This window comes from Streptomyces sp. V1I1 (assembly GCF_030817355.1).
Classification (GTDB): domain Bacteria; phylum Actinomycetota; class Actinomycetes; order Streptomycetales; family Streptomycetaceae; genus Streptomyces.
The window spans coordinates 3,392,739-3,412,673 of the sequence record NZ_JAUSZH010000001.1 but is presented as its reverse complement, the minus strand read 5'-3'; the positions used below and the strand labels follow the sequence as shown (position 1 = coordinate 3,412,673).

The window sequence follows — 19,935 nt, the reverse complement described above, 5'->3', positions numbered from 1 at the left end:
CGGGCTTCCCCTACCCGCCCCCTCCCGAACTGGGGGCTTCGCCCCCAGACCCCCAGTCCTCAATCGCCGGACGGGCTGAAAATTCAGCCCGTCCGGCGATTGAGGAGCGGGGTCCGGGGCGGAGCCCCGAATCAAGCCTCGCCGGCGTTTGAGACGCGGGGCCTGGGGGCCTGCCCCCAGGTACGGGAAGGGGCGGGGTAGGGGAAACCCTCGGGCGGCGGACCGGTGGCCCAGACTCCACCCGCGGGAGCCACCTCGTCACCCGGCGCCCCGCCAGCTCCACCGTCGTCGACGTCAGCCAGCCCAGAACGCCGATCGTCGCCATGCCCACGAACACGCCGGGGTAGTCCACCACCGTGTAGTCCTGCCAGGTGCGGTAACCCACCCCGTACTCACCGGAGATCATCTCCGCCGAGATCACGCAGATCCACGAGACGCCGATCCCCACCGAGAGACCGCCGAGGATCCCCGGCAGTGCCCCCGGCAGGACCACAGACGCCAGAATCCGCCACCGGCCGCCGCCCATCGTGAGGACGGCCTCTTCCCAGACCGGGGTCAGGGCGCGCACGGCATGGCGCGTGGAGACCATGATCGGGAAGAACGCCGCGGTGAAGGTGATGAAGACGATGCCCTGCTCGTTGCTGGGGAAGAGCAGGATCGCGACCGGTACCAGCGCGATCGCCGGGATCGGGCGGAGGACTTCGAGCACCGGCCCGAGCAGGTCCGCCGCCAGGCGGGAGCGGGCGATCGCGGTGCCGACCGCCACGCCCGCGAGCGCCGCCAGCGTGAAGCCGGTGGCGATGCGGGTGAGGCTGTCGGTCAGGTCCTGCCAGTACGGGCCGCTCCCGACCCGCTCCCCGAACTCCCGCGCGACATCGACGACCGTGGGGAACTGCTCGAACCGCAGCCAAAGATTGATGTCGTAGGCGGTCAGCAGCTGCCACACCCCGAGCGCGCCCAGCAGGGACAGCGCGCGCACGACGTGCCGGCCGGTCATGACACCTGCTTCAAGGCCTCGGCGTACGACACGGTCCGGGCGCCCGCGTGTCCCGTCACGTAGGCCGCAACCGCGGACCGGGTGACGAAGGGCAGCAGCTTCGTGCCGTCGGCCACCCACACCGCCTTGTCCGCGAACCAGCGCGTGCCGGTGGTGGCGTCGGGGACATACGCCGCGCGCACCTGTCCAGGAGCCGCGGCCACCTGCCGCAGCAGCTCGACCGGGGTCGCGAAGGACTGGGTCGTGTTCTTGCCCTTCAGCCACAGCTCGCTGCGCGCGGGCGCGGGCGCGGCCGTGAGCGCCTTGGCATAGCCGTTCCCGTACGCCCGCTTCACATACTGGTCGTCGACGAAGGCGTCCACATCCACATCGCCCACCAGCTTCGCCGACTTGAGCACCGGCACGTCCTTCTTCAACGCGTCGACCAGCTCGGGCTTGAGGGCCGGCCCGAAGGTCGCGATGCCGTGCGCGCCGTTGTAGAGGTAGACGACCTCGGCCGGGAGCCCGGTCGCCTTGGCCACCGACTCCGCGGCCGCGACCGGCTGCTTGCGCAGATACTCGGTCGCATCGGCCTGCGCGCGCAGGAAGTCTTCGAGCACCGCGGGCCGCTTCTTCGCGAAGTCCTCGCGCGCGGTGACCCCGTGGAAGGTCGGCAGGTTCAGCTCCGCCCCGTCGTACAGCGCCTGCGCCTTGCCCTGGAAGGCGAGCAGCCCGGGCCAGGCAACGAACTGCGAGAGCGCGTCGGTGCTGCCCGCCTGGAGCGCCGACGCACCCACGGCCGGCTGCTGGTTGAGCTTGCGGATGTCCTTCTCCGGGTCGATGTCCGCCCGTTGCAGCGCCCGTACGAGCGTGCCGTCCGCGGCCGATCCGACACTCGTGGAGACCTTCTTGCCGCGCAGGTCCTTCAGCGAGGACAGCTTCGAACCGGGCGCCGTGACAATGGTGTTGAGGCCGCCGCGCAGGTTGTAGCCGGTGACGGAGACGAGCCGCGTCGGCCGGTGCAGCTGCTTGCCGCGCGTGGCGTTGATCAGCAGCGGGAAGTCGCCCATCGAACCGATGTCGATCTTCCCGGCGGTCATCTGCGCGGTGATCGGCGCGCCGGTGGCGTAGTCCTGCCACTTCACCTTGTAGGTGACGCCCTCACGTTTGCCGCGGGCCGCGAGCTCCCGCTCGAAGTAGCCGAGCGACCGCAGCAGCGTGCCCGCCGTGACGGTGTTGATGGTCTTGGACTGGTAGCCGACGGTGACGGTGACGGTCGAGCCGTCGCCCGCCTCCGCGTCGCCGCCGCAGCCGGTGAGCGGTAGCAGCAGGGTGGCGGCGAGGAGCACAACTGGCTTGCGTGACATGGGAGTTCGGACCTCTCGGGCTTTACCGCAGCAGATAGGGCATGTTGACCGTGACCGCGTCCGTGGGACACCGGGCCGCGCACGGGCCGCAGTACCAGCACTCGTCCACGTGCATATAGGCCTTGCCGCTGTCCGGGTTGATCGCGAGGGAGTCGAGCGGGCACATGTCGACGCAGAGGGTGCAGCCGTCGATGCACTTCGACTCGTCGATGGTCACGGGCACGTCGGCACGCTGGGGCGCAAGAGGCATGGCTGTCTCCGGGAAAGGGGTACGGGGGTACGGGGACGGGTCAGAGGGAGCGGTGGAGCAGCCCGCTCATGGTGATGCGGTCGCCGCGGAAGCGGATGAACTCCAGATCCACGGGGCGTCCGTCGGACAGATGCGTGAGCCGTTCGAGCATCAGCACGGCGGCGCCGCGCGGGGCTTCGAGTACGGCGGCGGAGTGCGCGTCGGCGTTGACGGCCTCCAGCGTGATCTCGGCCGTGCCCAGCGGCTGCCCGGTGAGGTTTTCGAGCAGCCGGAACACATCGGTGTGCTCCAGGTCGCAGCCGAGCAGACCGGTGCCGATGTCCATCGGGATGTAGGTGAGGTCGAGCGAGAGGGGCAAGCCGTTCAGCCGCCGCAGCCGCTCGATGTAGAGCACGTCGGTGTGCTCGGGCAGGCCCAGTCTCCGGGCCACGGGTGCGGGCGCGGAAACCGGGCCGACGGTGCGGACTTCGTTGGTGACATCGCCGTGTTCGTGCAGGGTCTCGGCGAGGCCCTGCAGCCGGTCGAGGCCGTGCGGGTACTTCTCGGACACCACGACCGTGCCGACGCCCGGCTGGCGTTCGACGAGCCCCTCCGTACGGAGCAGATCCAGTGCCTGTCGGACGGTGTTGCGGGAGACGCGGTAGTCGTCGCCGATCGTGCCCTCCAGCGGCAGCACGCCGCCGGAGAAGCCGCCGGTGCGCACCTGGTGGCGCAGCAGGTCGGCGAGCTGCCGCGCCTGGTCCGCGCGCAGCCGCCGCCGGCGTGCGGCAGCGAGGGGCACGGTGTGCTCGCGGGTACGTTCGGCTGGCATGCCTCGGACCATACCGACGCTGTGTCGGCGGTGGTGTTGCCAGAGTGTTGCGCCATGAACCGGCCACCGGGACACCCCGCTGAACTGCGGTGATGCTGATCAGTCGGGAAGATCTGCCACCCCTGGGGCGTCAGTCGCCGCCGCCCCCGCCCCCGTCGCCCCCGAAGCTGACACTGCTGCTGCTCGGCTTCTTGTCCTGCTGTATGACGCGGTGCACGGCGTACGGGGCCCATTGCTCCCGTACGAGAACGCGCAGTGCGCCCCGCCCCCGCCACGACTCGAATCTCGGATGGAGCACTTTGGCGATGCCGATCGCCGCGGTGAAGGCGGCCAGCAGCCGGCTGCGGCGGTCCGGGAAGCCGGCCTCCACCGACTGGGCGTAGCGCCCGCGGGCCGGGGTCGAGAAGTCCTCGGCCGCCGCGGGGTACCGGCGGTAGGGGAAGATGCCCAGGAAGCGATGGGTCTCCACCCGCAGCACACCGCGTCCCACCAGGTGGTGCAGGCACAACTCCTCGACGTGCCGCCCGGCGCGCCTGACCCAGGGCCGGGCGCGTACGCCGTCGCCGAACCGGCTGGTGCCCGGCGCCGGGAGACTCGCCAGTATCTGCGCCGACAGCGGGTTCTGCGGCGGCAGTGGATTGACCACCGTCACCTTGCCACGCGCCTCGGCGACTCTGCCCTGGAGCTCCAGCTCGGCGAGGGCGGCGCCGGCCAGCCCGTACCGGAGGTAGCTCCTGCTGCAGTGCCGGCGGCCCGTCACCGGGTCGAGAGCGAGCAGCAGGAGCTCCTCGGGCAGGGTGAGTCCGGTCATTCCGCGGCGCTCGACACGATCCGGCCGGTGACCTCGCCGAGGCCGACCCGTACGCCGTCCGGGCCTGGTGCCCAGGCCGTCATCGTCACCACGTCGCCGTCCTCCAGGAAGGTCCGCTTGCCCTCGGGAAGTTCGAGAGCGTCCCGTCCGTTCCAGGTGAGCTCCAGCAGCGAGCCGCGCTGGTGGACCTCGGGACCGCTGACCGTGCCGGAGCCGAAGAGGTCGCCCGTACGGAGCGAGGCGCCGTTGACCGTCATATGGGCCAGCTGCTGGGCGGCCGTCCAGTACATCGTGGCGAACGGCGGCTCGGAGACCACATGGCCGTTGATCGCCACCGTGATGCGCAGGTCGAAGCCGCCGGGCTCCTCGTCGCCGGAGTCGTCGAGGTAGGGGAGCAGGTCGAAGTCCCGCGCGGGGGGCTCGGTACGGGCCGCGTCGAGGGCCTCCAGCGGGGTCACCCAGGCGGAGACGGACGTGGCGAAGGACTTGCCGAGGAACGGGCCGAGCGGAACGTACTCCCAGGCCTGGATGTCACGTGCCGACCAGTCGTTGAGGAGCGTCACACCGAAGACATGCTCCCGGAAGTCCCCGAGGGGCACCGGACGGCCGAGCTCCGAGGGAGTGCCGACGAGGAAGCCGACCTCGGCCTCGATGTCGAGCTTCACGGACGGTCCGAACAGGGGCGCGGGGTCGGCCGGGGTCTTGCGCTGGCCGCTGGGGCGCACCACATCGGTGCCGGAGACGACAACCGTCCCGGCCCGGCCGTGGTAACCGATGGGCAGATGCTTCCAGTTGGGGGTCAGGGCGTCCCCGTCCGGCCGGAAGATCTTGCCGACGTTCGTCGCGTGGTGCTCGCTCGCGTAGAAGTCGACATAGTCGGCGACCTCGTACGGAAGGTGCAGCGTGACCGAGTCGAGCGGGTGCAGCTGCGGCTCGATGTCCGCCCGGTGGGCGGGCACGGTGACCCATGCGGTGATCGCCCGGCGCACGTCCCGCCAGGCGGTGCGGCCCGCCGCGAGAAGCGGGTTGAGGTTCGGCTGCGCCAGCAGTGCCGCGTAGGGGGAGCCGAGAGTGTGGGCGGCCGCTCCGGCGTCGAGCACATGGCTGCCGATGCGGACGCCGAGCCGCCGGCGCCCGGGCTCGTCGGCCGTGCTGAAGACGCCGTACGGCAGGTTGTGCGGGCCGAAGGGATCGCCCTCGGCCAGATCGAGCGGGCTCTGCTCGGGCATCGGTGCTTGCCTCGCTTTCCACGTGTGTGGGGCACACGTTACGTGGGTGTTGCCCCGCCGCGGCAGGTCACCCGCCCGGCCCGCTCACCCCGCCATTCTCGGGAAGCGCCGTTCCCACGTGTGGTGGAAGACGATCTCGTCGCCGTCCCTGCACACCACCTCGTCCGACGCGATGAAGTCGGCCGCGTCGCAGGTGAGTTCGGAGCGTGTCTCGATCCGTACGTCCCAGGCCAGCTCGGGCCGGTGCAGCCGGACGGCCCAGTCGGACCGGGCATGCGCGGAGTGCGGGTCGCGCTCGCGGATCGTGTACGTCTCCAGGGCCTCCTCCGTGTACTCGAGGCCGTCCGGATACACCCGCATGCCGCCGGGTCGCGGGTCGACCTCCAGGCGCCACTCGCCCTTGGCGACGTCGCGGACCACCAGACGCTCGGGCCGCTGCTCGTCGAGGGTGACGGGGGAGCTGACCCCGAGCGGCTCGGACTGCTCCGGTTCCTCGAAGAGGATCTCGTCCTCGGTCATGCCCTGGGAACGTACGGGAAGTTCCAGGCGGGAGCCCGCCGGGTCGAGGGTGAAGCCCGCCGAGCCCGGCTGCGGCCAGATCCACGGCCAGTACGCGGAGGAGACGGCGAGCCGGATGCGGTGGCCGGGCGGGAAGGTGTGGCCGATGCCGTTCAGCTCGAAGGAGACGTCCTCGCTCGCGCCGGGCGGCCAGGCGCCCGCGCGGTCGAGGCCATGGCGCGCGGAGAGGTTGAGGACCCCGCGGGTGACCAGGGTGGACGCGCCGTCCGGGGCGACGTCACAGATCCGGGCGATCGCCTGGCCGTAGGGCACGTCCCGGCGCAGCCGCAGGGTGAGGCGGGGGCGGCCCAGGATCTCGATCGGGTCGCCGGTGACCGGGAATTCGAAGCAGGCCGAGCGGGCGTCCTCCTCGCGCTGGTCGGGCGGCAGGTCGGCGTCGTTGCCGAAGGGGAGGAAGCTGCCGGCGTCCACTCCGGTGTGGTGGGGCGAGTCGACGATCACCGGTTCGCCCTGGAGTGTGTACGGGACGGGCGTGATGTGCGGCGAGGGCCAGGCGGGCTCCCCGACCCAGCGGCCCGGCAGCTCGGGGTAGCTCGTCGCGGGCGGGTGCGACTCGCTGATCCAGGAGCGCAGCAGGGGCTCGGCCATGACCCCCGTGTCAGCGTCTTTGAGCCAGTGGTCCCACCATCGGAGCGTCTCCTGGAGGAAACCGATCGCCGGACCCGGCGGCCGGCCCCGGTCGGGGTACTGGTGCGACCACGGGCCGATCAGGCCCCGTACGCGATCGGGCGGCAGATGCTCGACCAGCCGCAGCACGGTGTCCCGGTAGGGGTCGTGCCAGCCGCCCACAGCCAGGACCGCCGCGTCGATGGCGGCGTAGTCCTCGCAGACACTGCCGTGCTTCCAGTAGTCGTCGCGGATCTGGTGGCCGAGCCAGGTGTGGATGAAGGGGTCGACGGCCTCCAGCCGCCTCAGCCACATCTCGCGCCACTTGTCGCCGGCAAAGAGGGGGTCCGGCGGGCGGGAGACGAAGGCGAGCATGGTGGCGGCCCGGGCGTGCATGGCGGCGGCGAGTACCGAACCGCCCATGTAGTGCACGTCATTGTCGTAGCGGTCGTCCGTCGAGCAGACGGTGACGACCGCCTTGAGCGGCTCGGGTGCGAGAGCGGCGACCTGGAGCGAGTTGACGCCGCCCCAGGAGATGCCGAACATGCCGACCCGGCCGGTGCACCACGGCTGCCGGGCCAGCCAGTTGACGACCTCGACGCCGTCGGCCGGCTCGGTCGCGTCGTACTCGTCGCCGGGCAGGCCCTCACTGTTGCCGTGTCCACGCACGTCGACCCGTACGGAGGCGTAGCCGTGGCCCGCGTACCAGGGGTGGCGCTGCCAGTCGCGCGGCGCGGTCCAGTCGGTCAGCCGGCAGGGCAGATACTCGAGCAGGGCGGGGACGGGCTCGTCGGTCAGTGGCCGCCAGATCCGCGCGTACAGCCTCGTACCGTCCGGCATCGCGATACGGATGTCCTCGTGGGCGGTCTCGTACGGGAAATCGGTGCGGATGCGCATGGCATGACCTCAGCGAATGTTCCGGGCAAAGGGGCCACTCATGGTCGTATGGGCTGATCACGAACATACCGGGGGAGGCGGGAAGGCGCCCACGGTGATCGAAAGGCGACCGGATACGCTGACTTGAGTGATTCCAGCGACACATCGACAATCCGTGTGATCGTCAGCAGACAGGAGATCCCCTCGTGACCGTCGTCGGGCCGTTCGGGCTGAGCGTGCGGGACCAGGCTCTTGAGGCCGATGTCCAGACCGGATTGGCGGCTGTCGAGGCGGGACTGCTCGATGCCACCAAGAGCGAGGTGCCCTTCATCACGGAGGCCGCACGACACCTCGTACGAGCCGGGGGCAAGCGCTTCCGGCCGCTGCTGGTGATGCTCGCGTCCCAGTTCGGCGATCCATACGCGCCGGGTGTGGTGCCCTCGGCCGTGGTCGTCGAGCTCACCCATCTGGCGACGCTGTACCACGACGATGTGATGGACGAGGCCGATGTGCGGCGCGGTGTGGACAGCGCCAACGCCCGCTGGGGCAACTCGGTGGCGGTGCTGACCGGCGACTTCCTGTTCGCGCGGGCCTCGCACATACTGGCCGACCTTGGCCCGGAGGCCGTCCGCATTCAGGCGGAGGCCTTCGAGCGGCTGGTCACCGGCCAGATCCTGGAGACGGCGGGGCCGCGCGACGGCCGCGACCCGGTCGAGCACTACCTCGATGTCATCGGGGGCAAGACGGGCTCGCTGATCGCGGTCTCGGGCCGGTTCGGCGCAATGATGTCCGGCGCGGACGAGGGTGTCGTGGACATCCTCACCCAGTACGGCGAGCGGCTCGGCGTGGCGTTCCAGCTCGCCGACGACGTACTGGACATCGCCAGCGACGCGCACGAGTCGGGCAAGACGCCCGGCACGGATCTGCGCGAGGGCATCCCGACGCTGCCGGTGCTGCATCTGCGCGCGCAGGCGGCGGCGCAGGGGCGGGCCGAGGACCTGGAGCTCGTCGCCCTGCTCGACGGGGATCTGACGGACGACGACCGGCACGCCGAGGCGCTGCGGCTGCTGCGCGTCCATCCGGCGCTGGAGCAGGCCAGGCGGGACACCGTGCGGTACGCGGAGGAGGCGCGGGCGATGCTCGCTCCACTGCCCGACTGCTATGCGAAGGCCGCCCTGGAGGAGCTCTGCGACGCGGTGGTCCACCGGGCCGGCTGACCGGCTGACGGGCCCAATACCACGGCCGCGGGCCGGCTCTGGGATCACCTCGGAGTATGTGGCGCAGGTCACATTCTTGGATTGAGTCTAACCTCGGATCCACTCCGTACTCATGCCCGGAAGCCGACGCAACGGGCGTAGGCATCATGTACGGGGAGATTTCAGAATGAAGCGGAACAAGGCCCTCCTTATCGGTACCACCGCTGTCGCCGCCGCCGCTGGCGTCACCCTCGCCGTTCTGCCGGCCTTCGCCGACAGCAAGAGCTCCACCGCCGGTCACTCGGGGCACGGGGACAGAGCCGCGAGCATCTCGGTGCAGAGTGGCGCGGGCAGCAGCGGCTCGGACCGCGCCGCCTCCCTCTTCGTGGCGAGCCTGAACGGCGCGAACGAGGTGCCGGTGCAGGGCGGACCCGCCGTCGGTGACCGCGATGGCGCCGCGCTGGAGTTTGTGAAGGTCAAGGGGGACAAGGTGTCCGTCGCCGTGAAGTTCCGCGGCACCGACAAGCCGACCGCCCTCCACATCCACCAGGGCGCGAAGGGGACCAACGGCGGCATCAAGATCGACTTCACGGAGCTGCTCAGCAAGGGCAAGACCCACTCCAAGGGCTGGACCGGTGCGGTCGCCGGCACGGTGAAGGTCAAGGACAAGGCGGTTCTCGACGCCTTCAAGACCGACCCGAACGGCTTCTACGCCAATCTGCACACCGCGCAGTTCCCGGGCGGCGCCGTCCGCGGCCAGTTCCACAAGGTGACCGGCTCCTTCAACTTCGCCGACGCCCTCGACAACTTCCAGGCGTCCGTGGTCAAGGGCAAGCAGATCTACGAGTGCAAGAAGGGCGACGACGGCAAGCTCTCCTTCCAGCAGCGCGATGTCCGCGCCGTCCTCGGCGGGAACATCGCCCACTCCTTCATCGCCCCCAACTCGGGCACGCCGCAGTGGGTCGCGCAGGACCACAGCGCCGTCACCGGCAAGCTGATCAGCAAGACCCCGAACGGCGACAAGAACATCCCTGAACTGGACCTGAAGGCCACCCAGTCCGGCAAGAAGCGCGGGCTGTTCGCGGGCACCCAGGAGATCTTCCGGCTGAACACCGTGGGCGGCGTCGCCCCGGCCGGCAGCTGCGAGCAGGGAGCGATCGTCGGCGTCCCCTACGGGGCGGACTACGTCTTCATCCAGAAGTAACCCTTCCGGCAACAGGGCTCGTGGCGCTTCCCCTACTGGTTGGGGGAGGCGCCGCGTCCTACTGTCATCCCATAGCAGTACGCCAAGTTGCTCCCGCGGTCTGACGCTTCTGTACGCCCCATTTGGTCAGATGAATACCACCACGCCTGACCAACCACGGAGGTAGGGCACACCATGGCACCGAACGACAGCGCACAGACCACCGAAGAGGCCAAGGACCTCGCAGCGGGCCGCCGCAAGGCAGCGCGCTACATCGTCCCGGCCGCGGTGGCCGGGGTGGCGGCGGCGACCATCGGGCTCGTCCCGGCGCTCGCTGCCTCCGGTGACCCCGATCTGCCGAAGATCACCGCGCAGGAACTCATCGAGAAGATGGCCGCGTCGGACACCCAGCAGCTCTCCGGCACCGTGAAGATCAACACGGACCTCGGCCTCCCGTCCCTGGGCGCCCTCGGCGACCTGGGCGGGGGCTCCTTCGCTCCCAAGGGCGGGGACCGAGGGACGGGCTCGTCCGCGTCGCCGGACGGCAAGCTGATGGAGCTGGCCTCCGGCTCGCACACCCTGCGGGTCGCGGCCGACGGCCCCGACAAGCAGAAGGTGTCGATCCTTGAGGACACCGCCGAGTACAGCATGATCCACAACGGGGACGAGGTCTGGGCGTACGACAGCGCGTCGAACGAGGCCTTCCACTCCAAGGACGACAGCTCCGGCAAGGGTTCCGGCAAGGAGCACGAGGCCGCGCCGAAGGACCTGCCGACCACGCCCAAGGAGCTCGCCGACGAGGCGCTGAAGGCCGCGGACGAGACCACGTCGGTGACCGTGGGCGGCACCGCGCAGGTGGCCGGCCGTGATGCGTACCAGCTGGTCATCAAGCCGAAGCAGAGCGGTTCGACGATCGGCTCGATCAAGATCGCGGTGGACGCGAAGAACGGCGTGCCGCTGAAGTTCACGCTCACCCCGAGCAGCGGCGGCAAGGCCGCGATCGACGCCGGCTTCACCAAGGTCGACTTCTCCAAGCCGGCCGCGTCCACCTTCAACTTCACCCCGCCCAAGGGCGCGAAGGTGACCGAGGCCGACGAGGTGGAGAAGGAGAAGGGCAAGGAGCACGGCGCGAAGAACCACGAGGAGTTCAAGGGCCTGGAGGACTTCCAGGGGCTGAACATCATCGGCGAGGGCTGGACCTCCATCGCCAAGATCGAGACGCCGGGCGGCGAGGGCTTCAGCGCACCGAAGGACGGCGAGGTCCCGCCGGAGGCCGAGAAGTTCCTGAACGCGCTCGGCGACCAGGTCGACGGGAAGTTCGGCTCGGGCACGGTCTTCAAGACCCGTCTGGTCAACGCCCTGATGACGGACGACGGCACGGTCTACGTCGGCGCCGTCACCAAGGACGCACTCGTGAAGGCCGCGAACGAGGCGAAGTAACCCAAGGCGTGCTTGCTGTCCGCCCCGCCGTACGCTCCGTACGGTGGGGCGGAGTGCTGACCCGAGTGAACGGGGGACCGGAAATGACAGCCGGCATGGAGACTGTCGTCGAGACCGGCGTCGAGACTGTCATCGAGACGCGCGGGCTCACAAAGCGTTACCGGGGCGGGCAGTTGGCCGTCGACGGGCTCGATCTCACCGTGCCCGCCGGCAGCGTCTTCGGGTTCCTCGGACCCAACGGGTCGGGCAAGACCACCACCATCCGGATGCTGATGGGACTCATCGACCCCACCGCGGGCAGCGCCACGGTCCTCGGCAGGCCCATGCCGCGCGCCGTGCGCACGGTGCTGCCGCAGGTGGGCGCGCTGATCGAAGGGCCCGCGCTGTACGGGTACCTGACCGGCCGGGACAATCTGCTGCGCTACGACTCCGCCGACCCGAGCGCCGATCCGCGTACCCGCGGCTCCCGCGTCGCCGCCGCGCTGGACCGGGTCGGGCTCACTTCCGCCGCCGGCAAGAAGGCCAAGGCGTACTCCCTCGGGATGAAACAGCGGCTCGGGCTCGCGGCCGCGTTGCTGCAGCCGCGCAGACTTCTGGTGCTCGACGAGCCGACGAACGGCCTGGATCCGCAGGGCATGCGGGAAATCCGTTCCCTGGTACGGGAGTTGGCGGCGGACGGCACCACTGTCTTTCTCTCCTCCCACCTCCTTGACGAGATCGAGCAGGTCTGCACGCATGCCGCGGTGATGGCTCAGGGACGGCTGCTCACCCAGGGGCCGGTCGCCGATCTCGCGGCGGGCGCCCGGGGCAGGCTGGCCGTCGTCACGCCCGACCCGGGGGACGCGGCCCGGCTGCTCAAGGAGCTGGGCGTCACCGAGCTGACCGTCGACGAGGACCGGGTGACCGGTGAGCTGCCGGCCGCGGATGTGGAGCTGGCGGAGCTCAATGCCGCGCTGGTGCACGGCGGTGTACGGGTACGAGGGTTCGGGATCGAGCGCGCCTCACTGGAGGACGCGTTCGTCGCGCTGACCGGGGAGGGATTCGATGTCGCGGGTTGAGGATGTCGAGGGGGCCGGGGCGGTCGGGACGACTGACACGACGGCTGACGCGGTCGGACCGGCTGACGCCGTCGGGAGGAGGGCTGACGCGACCGGGACGCTTCGCAGGCCCAGCCCGCTGTGGACCCTGGGGCTGTTCCGCTCCGAGCTGACCACCACCTTCCGGCGCTGGCGCACGCTCGCGCTGCTGGGGGTGCTGGCAGCCGTCCCCGTACTGATCGGCATCGCCGTGAAGATCGAGACGAGCGACGGCGGTCCGGCCGGTGACGGCAGCGGGCACGGCCCGGCCTTCGTCACACAGATCACCAACAACGGGCTGTTCCTGGTCTTCGCCGCGCTCGCCGCGACCCTGCCCGTCTTCCTCCCAATGGCCATCGGCGTCGTCGCGGGCGATGCGATCGCGGGCGAGGCGAACTCCGGCACCCTGCGCTATCTGCTGGTCGCCCCGGCCGGACGCACCCGGCTGCTGTTCGCCAAGTACGCCGCGGCCTGCGCGTTCTGCCTGGTCGCGACCCTGGTCGTGGCGGCCTCGGCGCTCGCGGTCGGGGCGCTGCTCTTCCCGCTCGGCGATGTCGTCACGATCTCCGGCACCCGGATCTCGTTCGGGGACGGGCTGCTGCGGGCCGCACTGGTCGCGGTCGTCGTCGCGGCCTCGCTGACCGGGATCGCGGCGCTCGGCCTGTTCGTCTCGACCCTCACCGGCAGCGGTATCGCGGCGATGGCGACGACGGTCGGACTGCTGATCACGGTGCAGATCCTGGACACGATTCCGCAGCTGCACGGGATCCACCCCTACCTTTTCCCGCACTACTGGCTGTCCTTCGCGGACCTCATGCGGGAGCCCGTCTACTGGGACGAGGTGGTCAAGAACCTCGGCCTGCAGGGGGTGTACGTCGCGGTGTTCGGGTCGGCGGCGTGGGCCCGCTTCACGGCGAAGGACATCACGGCGTAGCCGGAGCGGCCGGCGTACGTACTCAAGCACTCCAAAGACGACTGCATGCGTGCGCAGTATCTGCACACGCATGCAGCCTGTGGGGGGTGGCGGTCAGAAGGTGAGCTTCCAGCTGTCGATGTAACCGGTGTCCTGCGCCGCGACGTCCTGAACGCGCAGTTTCCAGGCCCCGTTCGCCGTCTCGCTCGACGCGTCGACGGTGTACGTGGCGATGACGTTGTCGGCCGAGTCGTTGCCGCTGGAGTTCTTCAGCCGGTACGCCGTCCCGTCGGGCGCCAGGAGGTCGACGACCAGGTCGCCGCGCCAGGTGTGCTTGATGTCCACGCCGGCCTTGAGGGCGGCCGGGGCGTTGCCGGTGCGGCCCGAGACGGTCACGGTGGAGGTGACGGCCGCGCCGTTGTCCGGGATGGCGACGTCGGCGGCGTTCTCGTAGAAGTCGCCGGGCGGGACGGTCGGCTCGGTGGACAGGGTCCAGACGGCGTGGGCGATCGCGTCGCTGTTGCGGTCCAGTGCGGTGTCGTTGATGTTCGTGCTGGAGTCGCAGGAGGAGTGGTAGCAGCGGTCGAAGGCCTGACCGGCCGTGCCGCCCCACTTCTGGGCCTGGGCGCTGGACTTCGTACGGCTCGCGCCGGTGAACAGGCCGCCGACCGGTATGCCCACGTTCTTGAACGAGGCGTGGTCGGAGCGGCCGTCGCCCTCGGTCTCGATCTCGGTGGCGACGCCGAGGCCCGCGAAGTAGTCCTTGAAGGTCTTCTCGATCGCCGGGTCGTCGTCGTAGACGAAGTAGCCGGGGTTCGGGGAGCCGATCATGTCGAAGTTGAGATAACCGGAGATCTTTGAACGCTCGGTGGCGGGAAGGTTGTTGACGTAGTACTTCGACCCGACCAGGCCCAGTTCCTCCGCGCCCCACCAGCCGAACCGCAGGTGTTTCGTCGGCTTGAGCTGGGCGCGGGAGACGGCGAGGGCGGTCTCGAGTATTCCGGCGGAGCCCGATCCGTTGTCGTTGATGCCGGCGCCCGAGGTGACCGAGTCCAGGTGCGCGCCTGCCATGACGACCGAGTTGGCGTCGCCGCCGGGCCAGTCGGCGATCAGGTTGTAGCCGGTGGCGCCGCTACTGGTGAACTGCTGGACGGATGTGGTGAATCCGGCCGCGTCCAGCTTGGCCTTCACATAGTCGATGGATGCCTTGTAGCCGGCCCGGCCGTGCGCGCGGTTGCCGCCGTTGGCGGTGGCGATCGACTGAAGCTCGGTGAGATGCGCCTTGACGTTGGCGAGCGGTATGTCGGGGGCGGCGAGCGCGGACGCCGGGGCGGCGGGGGCCGCGGTCGCGGCTGGGGCGGCGGCGGCGAGCAGCCCGGCGAGGGCGAGCGCGGCGGCCGCGGCGGTTCTTCTGGGGACGGCGAGCTTCACGTGGGGGGTCATGTGTGGGGGCTCCGAATTCCGTACGGGGACAGGACGGAACGTGCGAGACGCCCTGGGACGGCGGGTCCCAGGGCGTTGGAGCTAGTGGTGCGCAGTGCGTGCTGTGAGTTCAGCGAGAGTTTGACTCACCGTCAAGGGCGGAAACCGGTCAGTGGTGTTCACATAACGGACGCCCCTTCCCCGTCCTCCCCCTCCACTACTCCACGCAGAACTCATTTCCTTCGGGGTCCGACATGGTGGTCCAGACGCCGATCGGTTCGTTCGCGTGGTACGGAACGGACGCCCCCAGACCTTCCAGGCGCGCGACCTCCGCCTCCCGGTTCTCCTCGCCCACGTGCAGGTCGAAATGGAGCCGGTTCTTGGTCGCCTTCCCCTCCGGTACTTGCCGTGAAGACGTAACCAGGCGCAAGCGCGGCCATCGCCTACACGGATGCGTCCCCCACGGCTGCGGAACTGTGGCCGAAGATTCAGAGCGCTGCGGTGATGCATTCGCTCCGCTGGAATTGGCTTGCCTCGCAGGTCGGTTCCACCTGGCCGTTCGTGTCGACTGGTGGAATGCCGGTCAATGCGGGTGGCCTGACGCTCACAAACGAGTATGGCCCCGCGGTGCGCGCCAAGCTGTCATCCGGTTTGCTCGTGATTGTTGACAACAACATTGCGACGAATCTTGGTGCGGGCACCAACGAGGATGAGATTTACGTCGTGCCGCGGAACGAATGCCACCTGTGGGAGGACCCCGCCGCGCCCATGTTCATCCGCGCCGAGCAGCCTGCCGCGGCCAGCCTCGGAGTGCTGCTGGTGGCCTATGCCTACTTCGGGTACACCTTCCAGCGCTACCCGTCCGGCGCTATGGCGAAGGTAGGTGGCACTGGTCTGGTCACCCCGGTGTTCTGATCAGACAGACAGGCCCCCTCTCAACCCTTGCCGGGGTTGAGAGGGTGCCCTCATGCTGCGTCCTCCAGAACTTCCCGCACTTCCGGCACGTGCCGGAAATCCTCCAACCTGTGCAGGACGACCTTTACGCGTTCCGCCGTGCGCTCGCTCGCCACATCAGCGGAAAGCGTGATCACTCGCTGTGCCGTGGCTGCCGCTTCCTCAGGCTCGTTGGCGTCGGCCAATGCCACAGCAAGCCACGACAGGTACAGGGCGAGTTCGCGGGTACGCGTGGCGTCGTATCGGGCGAGCACTTCCCGGAGTAGCGGCACGGCGCGTAAAGGCTTCCTTAGCTCCGTATAGACGCGCGACTCCATCACTTGCAACTCACCTACCTCGACCCAATAGAGGTACTGGGGCGACTCGATAGCGTCGCTGTCATTCGCCAATGCTTCGGATGCCTCGCGTAGGGCGCGCATTGCTGACTGCGCCTCATTGGCTTGCGTGTGCGCCCAGGCAACTCGGTCAAGGTACAGCGCCCGTGCTTTCGGGGGTGCGTCGTCGCCTGCCGCTTCCAATGCAGCCTGGGCGAGGGCAAGCCCTTCTTTCGTGTTCCCCGTGTTGGTGTAGTGGTAGGCGAGTGAACCGGCGAGATTGCCGACTAGTGTTCCGTCCTCCGCCTGTCGGGCAGCGCTCATGCCGAGTTTGTAGATGCGTTCAGCTTCCTCATTGCGTCCGGCATCACTGGCAATCCATCCGGCAACCTGTGCCAACTCGCCAATCTGCACGAGCAACGTGCGACCGACTTCTTCTGTGTGGCTTCCCTCGCGGTACAGCTTTACCGCGGACCGCAACTCCCTAAGTGCTGGGGCGATTAGGTCACCACCCGCTAGGAAGTCGTCCGCAAGGCGCAATCCGTGCACACGGCCGGCTAGATCTGTCACGTCTGCGGCGCCAATTCTGCGCCCCTGCCTGACTTTCAACGGCGCCAATGGGTCGGCATCCGGCAGGAAGTCAGCCACTGTAACCGGGGCGCTTTCCTGGGCGCCTGTAGTGGCGGCCTGTTCTAGCTCAATTGCAGGCACACCCAGAGCGGCAGCGATAAACGGCAGCCACTCGCGCGGAGTGCGCTTGCCTTTCTCGTACCGGTAGACGTCCTGCCGGGTGAGGGAATCGGGCGGTAAACCCGCCGCGCGGCACGCCTCTGCCGCTAGCCGCGCCTGACTCCAACATTTGGCTTGCCGTAGGCGCCGGATCATGTGGGCCGCTGTCTCTCCGCGCATGTCTCAAGTCTGGCCTACACGGGGCCGCTAGGCACGGATTCGGCCCAGGGGCAGCGTGGACCGACGCAAGGACCCCCGCGATCGCGGCACACGATCCGGGGGCGTGGCCGACGCTTCGAAGGAGCGACGACAGTGAGAGATCGTATCGCCCGCACACTCGATTGGGTGACGCTGGTCCTGTTCGGACCGCAAGGCAGGCACAGGGCCCAGGTGCCCCAGGCTGCCGCCCAGGCACCCGCCCAGCTCAACCCCGCCGTATGCGGCGCGCGTCTGGTCGCTGCCCGCAGGCATCGAGCGAGGCGCGCCCCAGACGTGCCGACCCTGCCGGAGCCTCGCGCCCAGTGGTTCCCGCCTGCCCCCTGGGAACGGCCCCTGACCCTGGTCCGGCCGTACGTTCTCGTCTCGCTGGGCGAGGAATGGCGCCATGCGGCATCCGGAAAGGGCGCGTGATCATGACCACCATCACGATTGCTGTGTACCGGATCAATGGCGAGACAGGCGCCCGGACGGAAGTCCAGGGCAAGCAGACGTTTCTGATTCCGCCCGGCAATCCGTCGGATAAGGGCTTTGGTTTCCCGCCCTGTACGTGCCCGCCCTGTCGGGCAACTCGCCATGCCCTGGGGGAATCATGACCCGCTCGGTAATCCGATTCGTGAACCACACGATCCGGCACGTGCCGGAAGGCGGAGTCACGTACGAGGCGTTCTGCACTGCGTCCGACTGTGACGAGAATTCCGGCGCCCAGGACGACCAGGAAGCGGCACAGGACTGGTGCCTCCGCCATACCGGCAGCACTGGACATGACATGTTCCGCCGCGTCGCGACCGACCATGCGCGCGTGACGCGCGACGAATAGGCGCCCAGGCGCCCCAGCAAGACCAGCAAGAGACCCGATGGCGGCCATTCCCGGCAAGGGCCGCAACGAATGCCCCCGTACCGGCGACCCCCGTCCGGTACGGGCCGCGCCCCCAACTGCGTGAGCTACGGCCGTAGTTGGGGGCGCACTGCAATACGGCACGGGGACCGATTCCCCGCACTCAGAGGGAAGGGAATAGCTCCATGGATGCAAGTCCCGAATTCGAGTTCCGAACGTCCACGGCGTGCCAGTACAACAACAACGACCCCCGCTGTGTGGAGATCGCAACGAACGTTCCCGGCAAGGTGGCAGTCCGGAATTCAGCGACCGGTGAAACCGTCGAGTTCACGGCGGTTGAGTGGACCGACTTCCTGAGCGGTGCCAAGCTGGGCGAGTTCGACGTCGCGGCGTAGGGAGTCGTCATGGGGCAGTGTCCGCGGTGCGGCGGCAGCGTAGAACACGACCCGGAGCACCCGACGGTGCGACGGTGTCTGTCGTGCTGGCATGCCTGGACGCTGCCCCTGGAGCGGCCTTGTCCGGGCTTCCGGCCGACGCTGGGCGCGGCCCTGCGGAAGCTGGAAGAGGACCGGGACCTACGCCGCTAGGCACCCCGCTTAGGCGCCCCCGACCGTGGCAGCAAGGGCCGCAGTCGGGGGCGCGTGGTTACGTCTTCGCTACGACTTGCCTCCGGTACGCGCTGGAAGAGGAGCCCGCGTCCGAGCCCCGCACCGCTGACCTTGTCCAAGGAGTCGTCCGGATGCCGGACGGCGGCGTAATCACGCCACGCGTCCCGGCCGCGCGACCGGACCGCGGCTTCACGCGGTACGAGGTGCTGCACGCGCCCGCCGACCTGGGGCGGGCGGCGGAGAGCAGGCTGCCCGCCGGTCTGGAACCGGTCGTCAGCGCCGAAAAGTTGGCGGCGGCCCGCACGCTGCGGGACGCGCTGTGGCGGCTGACCGCCGGCCGGGTGCACGGCCGTGAGCTGCGCCGCGCCGACCTGGCCGTGGTCAACGAGGCCGCGGCACAGGCCCGCCCGCTCCCCGGATCACCGCCGACGGCGAGCGCGGCTGGGCGCCCGGGGCGGGCCGCCGCCGCTGGTGCGCGACGGAACGGGGCGGCAATCGCAACAAGGTGCGGGCACACCGCGTCCGCCACGCGGAACACGCAGAAGGAGACGGACGATGACCGCAGGACGGCCCGGTCGCGGTCCCCGCGGCCCCTTCACATCGGGTCGATGTTCTCCGGTTCGTCCGCCGGACTCACGCGTCCTGGCGGGCGGGTCCGCCGCTCGGTGGGCGGTCGGCCCGCAGTCGGCTCCCGCCCGCCCCGTTCGTACGCGCCGGTGGTGCCGCGGGCCCGGGCCGTCTCCTGTTCGGCGGCCGACAGCCACCGCTCCCAGCGGTGGCGCATCGGGTTGATCAGGCCGCCGCCGACGCCCACGATCAGGATGCCCGCGATCGCGGCGAGCGCCGCCGTGAGCACAGGGCCGGTCACCGAGGTCGCGATCTCCGCCTGGCTGAGCGCCGCGATCACGCCGAGAGCGACGATGAACGCCCAGGCCGCCGTGGACACGATCTTGCCGTACGAGGTCTCGCCCAGCGCCCCCTGGACGATGTCGCGGACCGCACGTGCGATGGCCAGGGCCACGACGACGATCACACACGCGACGATCGCTTTCGGCAGCCACCCGACAACGCTGTTGATCATGCCGCTGACAGGGTTCGGTCCGAAGACGCCGAAGCCCAGCTGCAGCGCGATCAGCAGGATCCCGTAGTAGAGGATCTTGACGAGGATCCCGGTCGCGTCGTACTCCGACCCCCGCAGGGCATTGGCGACCCCGCTGCGTTCCGCGAGCCTCTCGAAGCCGACCCTGCGCAGGAGTTGGTCGGCGACCCGGGCCACCAGCTTCGCCACGAGCCAGCCGATGAGCAGGATGACCAGGAAGCCGATGAACTTCGGCACGAACCTGGCCACTGCCGACCACGCGTCGGTGATCCCCTGTCCGAAGTCGACTGAAAGGGCGAGGGGCTGGGCGAGGGGCTGCGACATGACGCACTCACTCCGCTCCGGGGCCGCGCACATCGGGGCCTGTACTTCCGGTGGTAGCACCGGTCGAGCGGTGGGGGCCTGCGCCCAGCCCCGCAGGTGAGCCGATCGAGTGTTAATT

Annotated in this window: 20 protein-coding genes and 2 pseudogenes; 11 read left to right on the top strand and 11 right to left on the bottom strand. The window is 69.5% G+C overall.

Annotated features, from left to right (window positions below; translation table 11 throughout):
* Nucleotides 1-10: 10 nt before the first annotated feature.
* The 7 genes from QFZ67_RS15905 to QFZ67_RS15875 form a co-directional block, all read right to left on the bottom strand.
* Nucleotides 11-997 carry an ABC transporter permease gene (locus QFZ67_RS15905; RefSeq protein ID WP_307661748.1) on the bottom strand — a complete coding sequence of 329 codons (987 nt, stop codon included), beginning with the start codon at nucleotides 995-997 and terminating at the stop codon, nucleotides 11-13.
* The gene (locus QFZ67_RS15900; RefSeq protein ID WP_307661747.1) at nucleotides 994-2,343 is read right to left on the bottom strand and encodes an ABC transporter substrate-binding protein; all 1,350 of its coding nucleotides are present in this window, start codon (nucleotides 2,341-2,343) and stop codon (nucleotides 994-996) included. Before QFZ67_RS15900 ends, QFZ67_RS15905 begins: the two co-directional genes overlap by 4 nt.
* Nucleotides 2,344-2,365: 22 nt before the next feature.
* Nucleotides 2,366-2,593 carry a ferredoxin family protein gene (locus tag QFZ67_RS15895; RefSeq protein ID WP_266479325.1) on the bottom strand — a complete coding sequence of 76 codons (228 nt, stop codon included), beginning with the start codon at nucleotides 2,591-2,593 and terminating at the stop codon, nucleotides 2,366-2,368.
* A 40-nt stretch (nucleotides 2,594-2,633) separates the two neighbouring features.
* Nucleotides 2,634-3,404 (bottom strand): GntR family transcriptional regulator, encoded by a 771-nt coding sequence (locus tag QFZ67_RS15890; RefSeq protein WP_307661746.1) that lies wholly within the window; start codon nucleotides 3,402-3,404, stop codon nucleotides 2,634-2,636.
* Nucleotides 3,405-3,534: 130 nt separating this feature from the next.
* The gene (locus QFZ67_RS15885) at nucleotides 3,535-4,215 is read right to left on the bottom strand and encodes a GPP34 family phosphoprotein (protein ID WP_307661745.1); all 681 of its coding nucleotides are present in this window, start codon (nucleotides 4,213-4,215) and stop codon (nucleotides 3,535-3,537) included.
* Nucleotides 4,212-5,444 (bottom strand): fumarylacetoacetase, encoded by a 1,233-nt coding sequence (fahA, locus tag QFZ67_RS15880; RefSeq protein WP_307661744.1) that lies wholly within the window; start codon nucleotides 5,442-5,444, stop codon nucleotides 4,212-4,214. Before fahA ends, QFZ67_RS15885 begins: the two co-directional genes overlap by 4 nt.
* An 84-nt stretch (nucleotides 5,445-5,528) precedes the next feature.
* Nucleotides 5,529-7,526 carry a CocE/NonD family hydrolase gene (locus QFZ67_RS15875; protein ID WP_307661743.1) on the bottom strand — a complete coding sequence of 666 codons (1,998 nt, stop codon included), beginning with the start codon at nucleotides 7,524-7,526 and terminating at the stop codon, nucleotides 5,529-5,531.
* A 185-nt stretch (nucleotides 7,527-7,711) separates the two neighbouring features.
* On the opposite strand from QFZ67_RS15875, the gene QFZ67_RS15870 reads away from it, so the two are divergent.
* The 5 genes from QFZ67_RS15870 to QFZ67_RS15850 all read left to right on the top strand — a co-directional run bounded on the left by QFZ67_RS15870 (nucleotide 7,712) and on the right by QFZ67_RS15850 (nucleotide 13,334).
* Nucleotides 7,712-8,722, top strand: a complete 1,011-nt coding sequence (locus QFZ67_RS15870) for a polyprenyl synthetase family protein (protein WP_307661742.1) — start codon at nucleotides 7,712-7,714, stop codon at nucleotides 8,720-8,722.
* 166 nt (nucleotides 8,723-8,888) lie between these two features.
* Nucleotides 8,889-9,905 carry a CHRD domain-containing protein gene (locus QFZ67_RS15865; RefSeq protein WP_307661741.1) on the top strand — a complete coding sequence of 339 codons (1,017 nt, stop codon included), beginning with the start codon at nucleotides 8,889-8,891 and terminating at the stop codon, nucleotides 9,903-9,905.
* 174 nt (nucleotides 9,906-10,079) lie between these two features.
* On the top strand, nucleotides 10,080-11,324 hold the full coding sequence (locus QFZ67_RS15860; RefSeq protein WP_307661740.1) for a DUF2092 domain-containing protein: 1,245 nt from the start codon (nucleotides 10,080-10,082) through the stop codon (nucleotides 11,322-11,324).
* 95 nt (nucleotides 11,325-11,419) lie between these two features.
* On the top strand, nucleotides 11,420-12,382 hold the full coding sequence (locus QFZ67_RS15855) for an ABC transporter ATP-binding protein (protein WP_307661739.1): 963 nt from the start codon (nucleotides 11,420-11,422) through the stop codon (nucleotides 12,380-12,382).
* A complete protein-coding gene (locus QFZ67_RS15850) occupies nucleotides 12,369-13,334 on the top strand; it encodes an ABC transporter permease (protein WP_307661738.1) in 966 nt (321 codons plus the stop codon). The genes QFZ67_RS15855 and QFZ67_RS15850 overlap by 14 nt, the downstream gene beginning before the upstream one ends.
* Before the next feature lie 93 nt (nucleotides 13,335-13,427).
* On the opposite strand, the gene QFZ67_RS15845 is transcribed toward QFZ67_RS15850, so the two are convergent.
* Nucleotides 13,428-14,756 (bottom strand): M28 family metallopeptidase, encoded by a 1,329-nt coding sequence (locus QFZ67_RS15845; protein WP_307661737.1) that lies wholly within the window; start codon nucleotides 14,754-14,756, stop codon nucleotides 13,428-13,430.
* A 196-nt stretch (nucleotides 14,757-14,952) separates the two neighbouring features.
* Nucleotides 14,953-15,204: pseudogene (locus QFZ67_RS15840) on the bottom strand (VOC family protein); the annotation flags it as partial.
* Nucleotides 15,205-15,236: 32 nt separating this feature from the next.
* Between QFZ67_RS15840 and QFZ67_RS15835 the strand changes: the two are divergent.
* Nucleotides 15,237-15,650 (top strand): hypothetical protein, encoded by a 414-nt coding sequence (locus QFZ67_RS15835; protein WP_307661736.1) that lies wholly within the window; start codon nucleotides 15,237-15,239, stop codon nucleotides 15,648-15,650.
* A gap of 50 nt (nucleotides 15,651-15,700) precedes the next feature.
* Here QFZ67_RS15835 and QFZ67_RS15830 read toward each other — a convergent pair whose 3' ends face one another.
* Entirely contained in the window at nucleotides 15,701-16,912 is a 1,212-nt protein-coding gene (locus tag QFZ67_RS15830; RefSeq protein WP_307661735.1) for a helix-turn-helix transcriptional regulator, read from the bottom strand.
* 132 nt (nucleotides 16,913-17,044) lie between these two features.
* On the opposite strand from QFZ67_RS15830, the gene QFZ67_RS15825 reads away from it, so the two are divergent.
* From QFZ67_RS15825 to QFZ67_RS39105, 5 genes and pseudogenes are all read left to right on the top strand, one after another.
* Nucleotides 17,045-17,362, top strand: coding sequence for a hypothetical protein (locus QFZ67_RS15825; RefSeq protein ID WP_307661734.1), 318 nt, complete (start codon nucleotides 17,045-17,047; stop codon nucleotides 17,360-17,362).
* 202 nt (nucleotides 17,363-17,564) lie between these two features.
* On the top strand, nucleotides 17,565-17,768 hold the full coding sequence (locus QFZ67_RS15820; RefSeq protein WP_307661733.1) for a hypothetical protein: 204 nt from the start codon (nucleotides 17,565-17,567) through the stop codon (nucleotides 17,766-17,768).
* A gap of 203 nt (nucleotides 17,769-17,971) precedes the next feature.
* On the top strand, nucleotides 17,972-18,181 hold the full coding sequence (locus QFZ67_RS15815; protein ID WP_307661732.1) for a DUF397 domain-containing protein: 210 nt from the start codon (nucleotides 17,972-17,974) through the stop codon (nucleotides 18,179-18,181).
* A 344-nt stretch (nucleotides 18,182-18,525) separates the two neighbouring features.
* Nucleotides 18,526-18,810, top strand: a pseudogene (locus QFZ67_RS39110) (ABATE domain-containing protein); the annotation flags it as partial.
* A gap of 2 nt (nucleotides 18,811-18,812) precedes the next feature.
* Nucleotides 18,813-18,953, top strand: a complete 141-nt coding sequence (locus QFZ67_RS39105; RefSeq protein WP_373430227.1) for a CGNR zinc finger domain-containing protein — start codon at nucleotides 18,813-18,815, stop codon at nucleotides 18,951-18,953.
* Nucleotides 18,954-18,989: 36 nt separating this feature from the next.
* Here the strand turns inward: QFZ67_RS39105 and QFZ67_RS15805 are convergent, their stop codons facing one another.
* Nucleotides 18,990-19,817 carry a hypothetical protein gene (locus tag QFZ67_RS15805; RefSeq protein WP_307661731.1) on the bottom strand — a complete coding sequence of 276 codons (828 nt, stop codon included), beginning with the start codon at nucleotides 19,815-19,817 and terminating at the stop codon, nucleotides 18,990-18,992.
* Nucleotides 19,818-19,935: the final 118 nt, after the last annotated feature.